Source organism: Marinifilum sp. D714 (assembly GCF_030851345.1).
Lineage (GTDB): Bacteria > Bacteroidota > Bacteroidia > Bacteroidales > Marinifilaceae > Marinifilum.
Window position 1 is genome coordinate 136,844 of record NZ_JALPNU010000002.1, and the last position, 13,980, is coordinate 150,823.

Here is a 13,980-nt window from a genome sequence, read left to right on the forward strand (position 1 = left end):
AGTTTTCTTGAGAATTGTATTATTCCTCCAAAGTCGTCAATTCGTGATATTTTGTAGGAGTCAATCCCAGTTGTCCCAACAAATGTTCATCTTCATTAATGGTCATGTTATCAACGGTAAGTAGTTTATCTCCAAAGAAAATTGAATTTGCACCAGCAAGGAAACAAAGTGCTTGGCCTTCCTGGCTGTAGTGAGTTCTACCCGCCGCAAAAGCAACTACGGTTTTCGGCATTAAAATACGGGCTGTAGCAATGGCACGAACCATTTCAAAAATTCCTATGGTTTCTTTACCATAGAAAGGTGTTCCTTTTACTGGCACCAGAGAGTTTAAAGGAACATTATACGGGTGTTTTTCCTGGTTTGCTAGAGTGCGAAGCATTTCAATTCGGTCTTCGTCGTTTTCGCCCATTCCAAGAATTCCACCAGAACAGTATTGAATACCTGCTTCCTGTAGGTTAGCAAGGGTTTCCAATCTTTCCGAATAAGTTCTTGTTGTTGTAATATTTGGATAGTGACGCTCAGAAGTATCAATGTTGTGATTCACGGCAGTAATACCAAGCTCCGCCAATTTTTGAGCTTTCTCTTTGTTGATCATACCCATGGTGCAACAAACCTCTAAGCCCATTTTCTTTACTTCGGTAATCATTTCAGCAATTTCATCGAAACGATCGTCGCGATTTCCATCACGACCAGCCGAGCTAAGGCACACGCGCTTTACACCATTTTCTTTGGCGAATTTCGCTTCTTCTAAAACTTGCTCTAAGCTTAATTTCTCTGGCTTTACATGAGTATTGTATCTTGCCGATTGTGCACAGTATTTACAATCTTGCGAACATGCCCCGGTACGAACCGAAATCAAGGTATTCATGTTCATTTTCGATGCATCGTGATATTTTCTGTGGATGTTTGATGCACGATGTACCAAATCAAGCAATGGTAGGTCGTAAATTTCTTTAACTTCTTCGTGTGTCCAGTTGTTTCTAATGTCAGTCATAATAAGATTTTTCTAGTCAATTAAATTTTTAGGATAGGATAAAACTTGAGCAGAAAGAATCTTATTCGACACTATGCCGGACTCTTTCCCATTGGTGATTTTTCTACTTTCGTTTTGTATCACCAGCATTTCGATGATTTCGGATGCTATTAGATCCGGATCATCTTCCTCATTTTTATCCCGTCCGCTTTCTAGTAAAAAACAAAATCCCGAAAAGCCGGATTCTTTCGATGGAACCAATAGGTTGTAACTTGCATTCATGTTGGAAATTTTAATTTCCTGATTCATGCTTGCAAATGCAGCATATGATTTTCTACTCCATCGTCTGAATACCTGCAAATCCGATTTTTGCTTACCGATTTTTTGTACAGACGTCATAATTATTTGTATTAATTTGAAAGCCCCAAGATAATGAATCTTGGTATTTCGGAGTCAAAAGTATTGTTTTTTTTCTTTTTAGAAGTGTTTCTACAACATGTTGGTAGAGACGTTGCATGCAATGTCTTTACAATTAAAATCTCTCAGTAGAATTGATGGTTTTATATCCAATTAGCATATCGTAATTCAATGCAATATCATGATAATAGACATAGATCACATAGTTGTTTTCGGTTTCCCAGTGGTTTCCTTCTATGTAGCCGGTATCAGGGATTTTGGTGTTGTGATCGACTAGTGCAAATTGATAATTGTAATATCCCTGTTTCATGAATATTTTTGAGACGTAAGCTCCCTTGTCGAAATCATAGTGCATTTTGTTCCGTTCGTTGCATTGCCAGTTGTTAAAATTGCCATGCACATAAAAATCACCATGTTTTAAATCATTGTCCATTGGCAATGTAAATGTGATGTAAGCATAATCAGCCTCGGTTTCCGGAATATCACGTTCTTGTACTTCTACAAGGTAATTGCCATTGATATCTTGTTCAAAAATGTATTGTTTAAAATGGCGATTGTTTCCTGGCGACAGTAATACCGAAGTGGTATCGTTCTCGCTTGTAATTTCTCGAATAAATCTGGTTTGATACCTCATACTTTTTAAGTCGAAATTGCGGAACTCATTTCCACCCGGAAATATATTTTCATCTTCGTAATCGAATACCAATTCGTTTTTGCGGATAAAAATTGGTTTCAATCTCTTTTCAGTTCCATCAAGACGATTGTTTTGCGTAAGGATAACATTCAGATCGAGTTGAGGATTGTCGATTTTAAAGTTGGGATGAAAAATACTAAAATCAACTTCCTGATGAGATTCTCTTTTTTCAATTGAAACAGGGTGCTTTACAATTCCTTGGATTTCTACTTTCGAATCCAATACCATAAAGCGTTGTCGAATGACTACTTTTTCAGGATCGAAATCTTCGAATACTTCGATTACGTAATTGCCAGATAATTTTAAGCTGATGTCATTGTTTGGAATTTTCAGACTATAGTGAATGTAGTTCACATTGGTATTGAAAGAATGTTCATAATCTGTAATCTGATTTTCGGCAAAACCATCTAAAAAATCAAATTCGCTTAGTTCTGAATTGTACCAATTTTTATCACAATGTATAATTCTATAAGAATAATCTTGAATATTTTCTTTAATTTCGTCAAAGGAAAAAAGGAGCTGATTATCTCCTTTGAGTTCTATTATCGGTGGGGCAAGTTCCCATCCTCTGGGAAATATTTGAACAGTATGAATGCTACTTTTCTTGATTTCATTGCGATATATTGGATCAAAATTAGATCCAAATACATTGTAAGTTATTGAAATTGAAATCAGATTGAAGATGAATGATATAAGGAAAATTTTACGCATATTGATATGTATATATATTGGTTAAAAATAAACCAAAAACTTAAAAAATAAGAAATTGCTTTATATATTTGTGTGCGAATTTTTTAGATGTATTACAAAACATGTACTCAATCGTTTTAGAACACATGCTCGCACTTGGTTCTATTATGAAATAGAGTATTATTTAGTTATTTTTGACGCAAATTAATAAAATCAAATAGTTTAACATGTCTGAAGTTAAAAAGATCAAAAAAGGCTTAGATATTAAGCTGATAGGAAAGGCTGAAAAAGTACTTGAAAAAGCTGATCGTTCTGAGACATACGCAATTAAACCTACCGATTTTCCTGGATTAACACCAAAATTAAAAGTTAAGGTTGATGCTGAAGTAAAGGCCGGAAGTCCTTTGTTTTTCGATAAGTACAGCCCTGAAATTAATTTTGCTTCTCCAGTTAGTGGTAAGGTAATTGCCGTAAATAGAGGAGAACGAAGAAAGATTTTAGAAGTAGTTGTTCAAGCCGACGCAGAAATCCAATACGAAGAGTTTAAAAAAGCTGATCCGAATGGTCTTTCGCGCGAAGAGGTTAAAGAAGAGTTACTTAAAAGTGGTCTTTGGGCCTTTATTCGTCAACGTCCATATGACGTGATTGCGAATCCAGAGGAAATGCCAAAAGCAATCTTTGTTTCTGCTTTCGATTCAGCACCATTGGCTGCCGATGTTGATTTCCTATTAGAGGGAGAAGCGGAAGCATTCCAAGCAGGTATTGATGCTCTTGCTAAATTAACCGACGGAAAAGTTCATTTGAACATTAATCCAAACTTGAATCAGGCAAAAATGTTTTCAGAAGTTAAGAATGCTACTGTAAACAAATTTGCAGGGGTTCACCCAGCGGGTAATGTAGGTGTACAAATTCACCACATCGACCCTATTAACAAAGGTGAAGTTGCTTGGGTTGTTCGTCCTCAAGAGGTAGTTTTCATTGGTCGTTTGTTCCAGAAAGGTATTTACGATGTAAGTCGTAAAATTGCACTTTGTGGTTCTGAAGTAAAAACACCATGTTATTTCGAAACCATTACTGGGGCTTCAGTTAGAAATATTTTAAAAGGAAAACTGAAAGATGACGAGAAGATTCGCGTAATTTCAGGAAATGTATTAACTGGTAATCATATACCAGAAGATGGGTTCATTGGAATGTATGATTCTCAGATTACAGTTATTCCTGAAGGTGATAAATTTGAGTTCTTAGGATGGGCTATGCCAGGACTAAGTAAATTCTCGATGTCGAAATCCTTCTTCTCTTGGTTGACTCCAAACAAACAATATCGTTTGGATGCTAACTTAAATGGAGAGCACCGTGCTTACGTTGTTTCCGGAGAGTATGAGAAAGTTCTTCCTATGGATGTATTACCTGTTCACCTAATCAAATCCATTTTGGTTGAAGATATTGACCAAATGGAGCAGTTAGGTATTTATGAAGTAGCACCAGAAGATTTCGCTTTATGTGAATTCGTATGCACTTCAAAAATTGATGTTCAGGATATCGTACGTCAGGGAATTGATCTGATGATTAAAGAAATGAGCTAAAAATAGTTAGTACTTAAAGTCCGTGGAGTTTATAAGTACTTAAAGTTAAAATTTACATTTTTTAAATATTGATTTTAAACAACTTTAAATACTCTAAGTACTCGAAGTACTTTAAACTTTAAAAAATACAATGAAAGCACTTAGAAAATTTCTTGATAAAAAGAAACCTTTATTTGAAAAAGGGGGCAAGTTTGCAAAGTTGCAGTCTACTTTCGACGCTTTTGACACTTTCCTATTTGTTCCTGATCATACCTCCAAAACGGGTACACACATCAAGGATGCTATCGATTTGAAGCGTACTATGTCTGTGGTTGTTTTGGCTTTAATTCCTTCCTTGTTGTTCGGTATGTACAACATCGGTTACCAACATTTCTTATCAGTAGGCGAAACTGCTGCATTGATGGATATGTTTGTTTATGGATTAATCAAAGTATTACCAATTGTTGTAGTTTCATACGTAGTTGGTTTGGGTATTGAGTTTGCCTTTGCGCAAATGAGAGGACATGCGGTAAACGAGGGGTTCCTTGTTTCGGGTATGTTAATTCCTTTGGTTATGCCGGTTGAGGCTCCACTTTGGATGGTAGCAGTATCAACTGCTTTTGCAGTTGTTATTGGTAAAGAAGTATTTGGCGGAACCGGAATGAATATCTGGAATCCAGCTTTAATTGCACGTGCATTCTTCTTCTTTGCTTACCCATCAAAAATGTCGGGTGATTCGGTTTGGATCTCTGAAAAAGCAGATACTTTCTCAGGAGCAACTCCTTTGGCTGATGCAGCGGCATTAGTTGATGCGACACCAACTCAAGCTGAAAGCCTTATGTCTGGCGCATTATCTCAAACTTGGGATATGTTTATTGGATTGATCCCAGGATCGATTGGTGAAACATCTACTCTTGCGATATTGATTGGTGCAGTTATTTTGATTGCAACAGGTATCGGTAGCTGGAGAATCATGTTGTCAGTATTCGTTGGAGGTTATGCAATGGGAGCTATCTTCAACTTGATTGGTGCAAACCCATATATGGAATTAATTCCTGCATGGCAGCATTTAATCATGGGTGGATTTGCATTTGGTGCTGTATTCATGGCAACAGATCCTGTTTCAGCAACTCAAACTACACGTGGGAAATACATTTATGGTTTCTTAATTGGATTCCTTGCAGTATTGATTCGTGTATTGAATGCAGGTTTCCCTGAAGCTATGATGTTGGCCATTCTTTTCATGAATACATTTGCGCCACTGATCGACCACTATGTTGTTCAAGGCAATGTGAAGAGAAGATTGAAACGAGTTAAGGTGAAAGCTTAATCAAATAATCAAAGTAAGACATGAATACGAATAGTAATACATATACTTTCCTTTATGCTTCTGTAATGGTACTGATTGTAGCTGCGGTATTATCTTTTACTGCTTTGCAATTAAAACCTCGTCAGAACAAGAACAAGGAAATTGAGAAAAAGCAAGACATCCTTAAAGCTGTGGGTGTTACTTCTACTCCTGCCGATGCTGAAAAGTTGTATGATCAATATATCGTTAAAGCTTTTACTGTTAGTGCAGAAGGTAATGTGAAGTCAGAAGACAAAGAAGAGGCCTTTGAGGTTGATTTGAAAAAAGAAGGTAGTAAAGATCTTAATGAAAGAAATTTACCTGTCTTTGTTTTCAATAAAGAAGGAGTTGGTGAAAAAATGATTTTACCTGTAAGAGGTAAAGGAATGTGGGGACCAATCTGGGGATATATTTCTATGGAAAAAGATGGGAATACCATTTTTGGAGCAACATTCGCTCACAAAGGAGAAACGCCAGGTTTGGGAGCAGAGATTGCAACTCCTGCTTTTCAGGATCAGTTTGTCGGAAAGCAAATTTTCGATAAGAATGGAAAGTTTACTTCCATCATTTTGGTAAAAGGAACAGCTAAGGGTAACCCTCACCAGTTTGATGCAGTATCGGGTGGTACTGTTACATCTAAAGGTTTTGAAGCTATGCTTCTTGATAACCTTGGCAGTTATGAAAAGTTTTTAAAATCTTCAAAATAAGGACGAGATGAGCGATAAAGAACCATTATTCTCGGCTAAAAACCGAAAATTGCTTACCAATCCATTGGGAAGCGATAACCCGATTACCGTGCAGGTTTTGGGTATTTGTTCGGCCTTGGCAGTAACTGCAAAATTGGAACCAGCTATTGTTCTTTCCATTTCAGTTATGGCTGTATTGGCACTTGCTAATGTTATAGTTTCATTACTTAGAAATACAATTCCATCAAGAATTAGAATTATTGTACAATTGGTTGTGGTTGCTGCATTGGTAATCCTTGTTGACCAGATATTGAAGGCATTTGCTTACGACGTTAGTAAACAGCTATCGGTATTCGTTGGTTTGATTATTACCAACTGTATTATTATGGGACGTCTAGAGGCATTTGCTCTTGGTAACAGACCATGGCCAGCTTTCCTTGACGGAATTGGAAATGCTGCTGGTTACGGTCTTATTCTTGTTATCGTTGCCTTTTTCCGTGAATTGTTAGGATCGGGAACCCTTTATGGATTCCATGTGATTCCTCAGGCTGTTTACGATATGGGATATGAAAACAACGGATTAATGATTTTACCTCCAATGGCATTGGTGGTTGTAGGTATCATTATTTGGGTACAAAGATCTAAGGATAAGTCCTTAGTTGAGTCGAACTAATCTAAAGAAAATCGAAACATGGAAAATCTGATTAATATATTTATCAAGTCGATTTTTATCGACAACATGGTATTCGCATTCTTCTTTGGAATGTGTTCATACCTTGCGGTATCAAAAACCGTAAAAACTTCTATGGGATTAGGTTTGGCAGTAGTATTCGTATTGGGTATTACGGTTCCTGTGAACTACTTGCTAGACAAATACATTTTGGCAGAAGGAGCCTTAGTTTGGTTAGATCCTTCTATGGCAGATGTTGATTTAAGCTTCTTAAGCTTTATCATGTTTATTGCTGTTATTGCCTCTATGGTACAGTTGGTGGAGATGATTGTTGAGAAATTTGCACCAACACTTTATTCTTCATTAGGTATTTTCTTGCCATTGATTGCTGTAAACTGTGCAATTTTAGGTGGATCCTTATTTATGCAAGAGAGAGGATACAACTCAATTGCTGAAGTAACATCTTTCGGTTTAGGATCCGGAATTGGATGGTTACTTGCGATTGTAGGTATAGCAGCAATTCGTGAAAAAATCCGTTACTCAAATGTACCAGCTCCACTTAGAGGATTGGGTATTACATTTATTGTAACAGGATTAATGGGAATTGCTTTTATGAGCTTCATGGGTATCAAACTCTAAGCTGATAACAGAATAAAGTAATTTGAATTTTCAAAAAATTTAATCGGAATAGAGATGATATTATTAACAACACAGGGAACAGTAATTGCCACAAGTATAGCCGTATTCTTGCTTGTGATACTGGTACTGGTTTCTATCCTATTGTATGCTAAAAAGAAGCTTACTCCATCAGGAGAGGTTACAATTGATATTAACGACGGAGACCTAAAATTGGTTGTTGAACCAGGAAATACTCTTTTGGGTACCTTAGGAGAAGAAAAAATATTCTTACCATCAGCTTGTGGTGGTGGTGGTACTTGTGCAATGTGTAAGTGTCAGGTGCACGATGGTGCAGGATCAATTCTACCAACTGAAACTGGATATTTTACACGTAAAGAAGCTCAAAACGATTGGCGTTTGGCTTGTCAGGTAAAAGTAAAAGAGGACATGACAATGTCAATTCCTCAGGAAATTATGGGAATTAAGAAATGGGAGTGTGAAGTGGTTTCAAACCACAATGTTGCTACTTTCATTAAAGAGTTTGTTGTAAAGCTTCCTGAAGGTGAAATTCTTGACTTTAAATCAGGTGGATACATTCAGATTGATGTACCTAAGATTGATGTTGATTTCAAGGATATGGATATTGAAGAAGAGTATAGAGCTGACTGGGATCAGTTTAAGATGTTTGATCTTAAGATGAAAAATCCAGAGCCAACTTATCGTGCATACTCAATGGCTAACCACCCTGCAGAGGGTAACATCGTGATGTTGAATATCCGTATTGCTACTCCACCTTGGGACAGAGTGAACAACACTTGGATGAATGTAAATCCAGGTATTTGTTCTTCTTTCATATTCTCTCGTAAACCAGGTGATAAGGTAACTGTATCGGGACCTTATGGTGAATTCTTCATCAAAGAAACCAACAACGAGATGATGTTTATTGGTGGTGGTGCTGGTATGGCTCCTATGCGTTCTCACATCTTCCATTTGTTCCACACGGTGAAAACTGGTCGTAAGGCTACTTTCTGGTATGGAGCTCGTTCATTGAAAGAGGTGTTCTACGCAGATCAATTTGATGCTATCGCTAAAGATTTCCCTAACTTCGAATGGCACTTGGCATTATCTGAGCCGCTACCAGAAGATAACTGGGAAGGACCAACTGGTTTTATTCACCAGGTAATTTACGATAACTACCTAAGCAAACACGAAGAGCCGGAAGATATCGAATACTACTTGTGTGGACCTCCAATGATGAACTCAGCTGTTCAAAACATGCTGTATGAATTAGGAGTACCAGACGAAATGGTTGATTTTGACGATTTCGGATCGTAACAATATAAAGCAAGCCTCGATTTATCGGGGCTTGTTTGTTTTATAGACTCTATGTAATTTCGTGTTTTTAGAATGGTAAATTCTTATCATTCATCAATTATAATTTAATATCATGAACAAGTTTAAGTTTATAAGTCTTTTTGTACTAATTGTTGTATTTGGAGCATGCAAGCAAGAATCAAAGTATCATTTCAATGAGGGGAAAGTGTTTGGAACTTTTTATCACATGGTATATCAATATCCAAATGAAAATGGTTTACAAAAAGAAATACTTGAAAAATTGAAAGAGTTTGATTTCTCTTTATCTACTTACAATCCTGAGTCGGTAATTTCAAAAGTGAATGAGAATGATTCAACAGTTGTTTTGGATGATTATTTCATGACTTGTTTTAAAACCAGTGAGCAGATTGCTAAGGTAACAGATGGTGCTTTCGACTGGACGGTGGCACCATTGGTTAATGCGTGGGGATTTGGGTTTAAAAATAAGCTTGAACCAGAGCAAATCCCAGTTGATAGTTTGTTACAAGTAGTCGGATATCAAAAAGTGAGATTGGAGGCTGGAAAAGTGATTAAAGAAGACCCTAGAATCATGTTTGATGCCAGTGCCATTGCCAAAGGTTATGGTGTTGATATCGTAGCAGACTTTTTGGAATCAAAAGGAATCACCAATTATATGGTTGAAATTGGAGGTGAAATAAGAGTTAAAGGAATCAGTAATAAAAAAAGACCTTGGCGTGTAGGAATCGATAAACCTATTGATGATCCTTCAAGTTTGACCAGACAAATTCAGGATGTATTGGAGTTGAAAAATGGAGCTATGGCTACTTCTGGTAATTACCGTCAGTTCTATGTGAAAGATGGCAAGAAATATGCGCATACAATTGATCCACGATTGGGATACCCGGTACAACACAGCTTACTTTCAGCATCGGTGGTTGCTCCTACTTGTATGAAGGCTGATGCATATGCAACTGCATTTATGGTCTTGGGTTTGGAAAAGAGTGTAGCTATTGTTAAAAATGACCCAGAATTGGATGCCTATTTTATCTATACTGATGAGAAAGGTGATTTAGCCACTTTTACAAGTGAAAAACTTAAGTCACAAATTCTGAAATAAGAATAGCGGTGAAGTAGGATTTTTATACTGAACCAGATCTTCTAAAATAAGTTATCGGTTTTCTGATTAAAGTGTTTGAAAAGTAGTTGTTATGAAATAATACAAACAGAATAAAACGGAAAACCGATAACCAATTAATTCGTTTCACAGGTATCTGCTTCATCATCGTTGCAAGCACAAGAACTGCAACCTCCACCTGTAAACTTGGCATTTTTATCAAACAGGAGTTTAATACCAAATCCAATAAATGCTAAAAAAAGCAAAAATACTGCGAGTAATAATATCTTTAGAAACATAGCTGTTTTGATCTTTACGTTTTATTAAAAGATACGTTTAATGGAATCGTGTTGTTTTGCTAAAATTGAAATTTTAGTCTTTTTTAACTTTTTAGGGTATTAATGCAAAACTGAATTACAAGCTCTCCAGTTCTTTATCAAGAAGAGTTAACTTATTAAATACTTTGGCATTTTTAGCCTTTTCCTGCTCCATTTTGTGTTGTGATGTAGCACAACTAATTCCTCTCTTCTTCAGCTCTTCATTCCTTCCGATATGCAATTCAGGGAATCTACCATTCTTTTTAATCAGAATTGAAATGGCAAATCCAACAAATGCAATTGCCAGAATAACAGTAGTAATAAGTATAAGCTTTATAATCATTTCGATAATTCTTTATAAATTAAAGGCAAAGATATCATTTCAGTATTTCTCGACCAAATTAAACAAGAATAAAAGGTCTGAAATACTTGGAGTAATCTTTCTTATTTAGAATAATTCTTCCTAAATTTGATCTTAGAAAAATCAGAAAAATTCTGTTAAATAAACACACTAACATACTATGGATTCTGAAATAAGGGGGAAATTATTTCGAATTCAGAAAATTGAAATAATATGTCAGAAACAATAAAGGAAAACATGGAAGCAAAAGATGATAATTTATCATACGAAGATTTTACTTCCGAAGTTCTTGAAGATTATCGCATAGCAAATATAAGCCGTCAGTTAAGCATTTTAGGTCGTAAGGAAGTTTTAACCGGGAAGGCCAAATTTGGAATTTTTGGTGACGGAAAAGAGATTGCTCAAATTGCAATGGCAAAATCATTTAAAAAAGGTGATTGGCGATCTGGATATTATAGAGATCAAACTTTTATGTTGGCAGCGGGTATGCTTACACCAGAGGAGTTTTTTGCACAGTTGTTTGGAGAAACCCAGTTGGATAAAAACCCTGCAAATGGTGGGCGTTTAATGAATAACCATTATGCCTCGAGAAGTTTGAATGAAGATGGTTCATGGAAAAATCTTACAGAACAAAAAAACTCATCAGCAGATATTTCGCCAACCGCAGGGCAAATGCCTCGATTACTAGGCTTGGCTTATGCTTCAAAATTATTTAGAGAGAATAAAGAGCTGCATCAGTTTACCAATTTCTCACTTAAAGGAAATGAAGTTGCTTTTGGTACAATTGGAGATTCAAGTACATCCGAAGGACATTTTTGGGAAACCATCAATGCTGCAGGAGTTTTAAAAGTGCCAATGGCAATGAGTGTATGGGATGATGGTTGGGGAATTTCAGTTCCCAATAAATATCAGACTACCAAGCAAAACATATCAGAAGCATTAAAAGGATTTGAGCAAGATGAGAATGGAGATGGATATTTAATATACAAAGCTAAGGGTTGGGATTACCCTGCTTTGTGTAAGATGTATGCTGAAGGAGTAGAGCTTTGTCGTCGTGATCATGTGCCAGTATTGTTTCACGTTTCAGAAATGACGCAGCCTTTAGGACATTCTACATCCGGTTCACACGAAAGATACAAATCGAAGGAACGTTTGGAGTGGGAGGCTGATTTTGATCCAATTAAAAAGATGAGGGAATGGATTCTTTCAATGGAATTGATTGGAAGTGAAAAGTTGCATGAGATTGAAAAAGAGGCTATAGATATAGTAAAGAAAGCCCGTCAAACAGCATGGAAAAGCTTTACAGAACCTATCAAGAAAGAGCGTGATGAATTGATTACGCTTGTAGAAAATGCAGGATGTAATTGTAAGAAGACGGATCGAATTAATAGCATTACTTCGGGATTAAAAAAAGTAATTCATCCTGTTCGTAAGGACAATGTTAGTGCTGCAAAGAAAATCCTTCGACACATCTGTTCAACTTGTGAAAGTTTTAAGCCGCTAAAATCTCAATTACAGGTTTGGTTGAAGAATACCATTGATGAAAATCATGAAAGATACAGCAGTCATTTGTATAGTGAAACAGAGTTAAAAGTTAGCAATATAAAACCGATTGCTCCTGTTTATAGGGAAAATTCTAAAATGGTAAATGGGAGAGAAGTGTTGCGTGATAATTTTGATAAATTATTTACGAAATATCCTTTACTACTAACATTTGGAGAGGATACCGGTTTTATTGGAGGTGTGAACCAAAGTTTAGAAGGAATGCAGGAGAAGTTTGGTGAACTTCGAGTAACTGATACAGGAATTCGTGAAGCTACCATTCTTGGACAAGGAATTGGACTTGCTTTGCGAGGATTAAGACCAATTGCTGAAATTCAGTATTTCGATTATTTGCTCTATGCCCTGCAAACTATGAGTGATGATTTGGCAACCATGCAATACAGAACCAAAGGTGGACAGAAGTCTCCAGTTATCATTCGTACTAGAGGTCATAGGCTGGAAGGAATTTGGCATTCAGGTTCTCCTTTGAGTATGGTGATTAACTCAATTCGCGGCGTTCATGTTTGCGTACCTAGAAATATGACTGTTGCAGCAGGATTGTATAACTCACTTTTAGAATCTGATGAACCAGCTTTGGTGATTGAACCTTTAAACGGATACCGACTAAAAGAAAAAATGCCAGAGAATTTAGGTGAATTTAAAACTCCACTTGGAGTTCCTGAGATTTTAAATGAAGGTAGTGATATTACTTTAGTAACATATGGCTCTTGTGTTAGAATTGCAGAAGACGCAGTGAAGCAGTTAAAAGATTTTGATATTTCGGTAGAATTGATCGATGTTCAAACACTATTGCCTTTTGATGTGAATCAAAGAATTTTAGAATCGGTTAAGAAAACCAATCGAATTGTATTCTTCGATGAGGATGTGCCAGGTGGAGCAACTGCATTTATGATGCAAAAAGTACTGGAAGACCAGAAAGCATATTTCTATTTGGATTCTGAGCCAAGAACCATTACGGCAAAAGATCATCGACCTGCTTACGGAACCGATGGAGATTACTTCTCGAATCCTAATGCGGAAGATGTTTTTGAAGTAATTTATGATATTGTGAGAGAATCGAATCCGAATAAATTTCCTTCAATTTATACAGAATAGAAAGAATATCATATTGATAGTAAATCCACAAATAGAAATATTTGTGGATTTTTTTTACGTTTCGTTTCACCCCTTTTCGGAATTAAACTGTCTTATATATGATTGAGGGAGCTTCTCAGTGGAGTTTTCTCAATTGGCTTTTTAGTGAGTAATAGTTGGATGCAATGTGGTAATTCTTCCAATCGATACAAACAATTAAGCAAAATATACTTGTAAAAGCAATCACTTTAAAAGAAAGTGATTGCTTTTTTTTGGTTTATACACTTATTTAAAAATATAAATTTAAAAAAATGTAATTCTTGTCACCCCTTTTAATTACTTCCTTGTTTTAGTATTGTTCATGACAAGAAATAGGGGTCTTGTTGCGAATAACTTTTTAGTTCGTATGTGCCTTAAGTAAAGTAATGGTAATGATATGATGGGCGCAATTCTAAAGGGCTATATTATATAGCATTTAAACGATCATTCTTAGGGGGAATGATCGTTTTTTTATTTTAAGGAATAAGCTGGAAAATACCTGAAATTTCATCGCAAACG

At 36.2% G+C, this 13,980-nt stretch carries 13 protein-coding genes; 8 read left to right on the forward strand and 5 right to left on the reverse strand.

What is annotated here, in order from left to right; genetic code table 11:
• Positions 1-19 precede the first annotated feature (19 nt).
• From bioB to M0051_RS02490, 3 genes are all read right to left on the reverse strand, one after another.
• On the reverse strand, positions 20-994 hold the full coding sequence (gene bioB / locus M0051_RS02480; RefSeq protein ID WP_306739956.1) for a biotin synthase BioB: 975 nt from the start codon (positions 992-994) through the stop codon (positions 20-22).
• A gap of 12 nt (positions 995-1,006) precedes the next feature.
• The gene (locus M0051_RS02485) at positions 1,007-1,372 is read right to left on the reverse strand and encodes a hypothetical protein (RefSeq protein WP_306739957.1); all 366 of its coding nucleotides are present in this window, start codon (positions 1,370-1,372) and stop codon (positions 1,007-1,009) included.
• A 133-nt stretch (positions 1,373-1,505) separates the two neighbouring features.
• The gene (locus M0051_RS02490) at positions 1,506-2,795 is read right to left on the reverse strand and encodes a DUF5103 domain-containing protein (RefSeq protein WP_306739959.1); all 1,290 of its coding nucleotides are present in this window, start codon (positions 2,793-2,795) and stop codon (positions 1,506-1,508) included.
• Between the two features lie 206 nt (positions 2,796-3,001).
• Here M0051_RS02490 and M0051_RS02495 point away from each other — a divergent pair, with 206 nt between their 5' ends.
• The 7 genes from M0051_RS02495 (at position 3,002) to M0051_RS02525 (ending at position 10,110) form a co-directional block, all read left to right on the forward strand.
• The gene (locus M0051_RS02495) at positions 3,002-4,357 is read left to right on the forward strand and encodes a Na(+)-translocating NADH-quinone reductase subunit A (protein ID WP_306739960.1); all 1,356 of its coding nucleotides are present in this window, start codon (positions 3,002-3,004) and stop codon (positions 4,355-4,357) included.
• A 130-nt stretch (positions 4,358-4,487) separates the two neighbouring features.
• Positions 4,488-5,666: an NADH:ubiquinone reductase (Na(+)-transporting) subunit B gene (locus tag M0051_RS02500; RefSeq protein WP_306739961.1), complete on the forward strand. Its 1,179-nt coding sequence runs from the start codon at positions 4,488-4,490 to the stop codon at positions 5,664-5,666.
• 20 nt (positions 5,667-5,686) lie between these two features.
• Positions 5,687-6,391, forward strand: a complete 705-nt coding sequence (gene nqrC / locus M0051_RS02505) for an NADH:ubiquinone reductase (Na(+)-transporting) subunit C (protein WP_306739962.1) — start codon at positions 5,687-5,689, stop codon at positions 6,389-6,391.
• Positions 6,392-6,398: 7 nt separating this feature from the next.
• On the forward strand, positions 6,399-7,043 hold the full coding sequence (locus M0051_RS02510) for an NADH:ubiquinone reductase (Na(+)-transporting) subunit D (RefSeq protein WP_306739963.1): 645 nt from the start codon (positions 6,399-6,401) through the stop codon (positions 7,041-7,043).
• 18 nt (positions 7,044-7,061) lie between these two features.
• Complete coding sequence (nqrE, locus tag M0051_RS02515) at positions 7,062-7,679, forward strand: NADH:ubiquinone reductase (Na(+)-transporting) subunit E (protein WP_306739964.1); 618 nt, start codon at positions 7,062-7,064, stop codon at positions 7,677-7,679.
• 54 nt (positions 7,680-7,733) lie between these two features.
• Entirely contained in the window at positions 7,734-8,993 is a 1,260-nt protein-coding gene (nqrF, locus tag M0051_RS02520; RefSeq protein ID WP_306739965.1) for an NADH:ubiquinone reductase (Na(+)-transporting) subunit F, read from the forward strand.
• A gap of 112 nt (positions 8,994-9,105) precedes the next feature.
• On the forward strand, positions 9,106-10,110 hold the full coding sequence (locus M0051_RS02525) for an FAD:protein FMN transferase (RefSeq protein ID WP_306739966.1): 1,005 nt from the start codon (positions 9,106-9,108) through the stop codon (positions 10,108-10,110).
• A 134-nt stretch (positions 10,111-10,244) separates the two neighbouring features.
• Here M0051_RS02525 and M0051_RS02530 read toward each other — a convergent pair whose 3' ends face one another.
• Together M0051_RS02530 and M0051_RS02535 are read right to left on the reverse strand one after the other, a co-directional pair.
• Complete coding sequence (locus M0051_RS02530; RefSeq protein ID WP_306739967.1) at positions 10,245-10,406, reverse strand: hypothetical protein; 162 nt, start codon at positions 10,404-10,406, stop codon at positions 10,245-10,247.
• A gap of 115 nt (positions 10,407-10,521) precedes the next feature.
• Positions 10,522-10,767: a hypothetical protein gene (locus tag M0051_RS02535; protein WP_268188575.1), complete on the reverse strand. Its 246-nt coding sequence runs from the start codon at positions 10,765-10,767 to the stop codon at positions 10,522-10,524.
• Positions 10,768-10,998: 231 nt separating this feature from the next.
• Between M0051_RS02535 and M0051_RS02540 the strand changes: the two genes are divergently transcribed.
• Positions 10,999-13,443, forward strand: a complete 2,445-nt coding sequence (locus tag M0051_RS02540; RefSeq protein WP_306739968.1) for a thiamine pyrophosphate-dependent enzyme — start codon at positions 10,999-11,001, stop codon at positions 13,441-13,443.
• The last annotated feature ends 537 nt before the right edge of the window (positions 13,444-13,980 follow it).

Excerpts from the sequence above, each read along its gene's own strand:
- bioB (WP_306739956.1), bottom strand. The coding sequence starts at position 994 with ATGACTGACATTAGAAACAACTGGACACACGAAGAAGTTAAAGAAATT.
- M0051_RS02485 (WP_306739957.1), bottom strand. The coding sequence starts at position 1,372 with ATGACGTCTGTACAAAAAATCGGTAAGCAAAAATCGGATTTGCAGGTA.
- M0051_RS02490 (WP_306739959.1), bottom strand. The coding sequence starts at position 2,795 with ATGCGTAAAATTTTCCTTATATCATTCATCTTCAATCTGATTTCAATT.
- M0051_RS02495 (WP_306739960.1), top strand. The coding sequence starts at position 3,002 with ATGTCTGAAGTTAAAAAGATCAAAAAAGGCTTAGATATTAAGCTGATA.
- M0051_RS02500 (WP_306739961.1), top strand. The coding sequence starts at position 4,488 with ATGAAAGCACTTAGAAAATTTCTTGATAAAAAGAAACCTTTATTTGAA.
- nqrC (WP_306739962.1), top strand. The coding sequence starts at position 5,687 with ATGAATACGAATAGTAATACATATACTTTCCTTTATGCTTCTGTAATG.
- M0051_RS02510 (WP_306739963.1), top strand. The coding sequence starts at position 6,399 with ATGAGCGATAAAGAACCATTATTCTCGGCTAAAAACCGAAAATTGCTT.
- nqrE (WP_306739964.1), top strand. The coding sequence starts at position 7,062 with ATGGAAAATCTGATTAATATATTTATCAAGTCGATTTTTATCGACAAC.
- nqrF (WP_306739965.1), top strand. The coding sequence starts at position 7,734 with ATGATATTATTAACAACACAGGGAACAGTAATTGCCACAAGTATAGCC.
- M0051_RS02525 (WP_306739966.1), top strand. The coding sequence starts at position 9,106 with ATGAACAAGTTTAAGTTTATAAGTCTTTTTGTACTAATTGTTGTATTT.
- M0051_RS02530 (WP_306739967.1), bottom strand. The coding sequence starts at position 10,406 with ATGTTTCTAAAGATATTATTACTCGCAGTATTTTTGCTTTTTTTAGCA.
- M0051_RS02535 (WP_268188575.1), bottom strand. The coding sequence starts at position 10,767 with ATGATTATAAAGCTTATACTTATTACTACTGTTATTCTGGCAATTGCA.
- M0051_RS02540 (WP_306739968.1), top strand. The coding sequence starts at position 10,999 with ATGTCAGAAACAATAAAGGAAAACATGGAAGCAAAAGATGATAATTTA.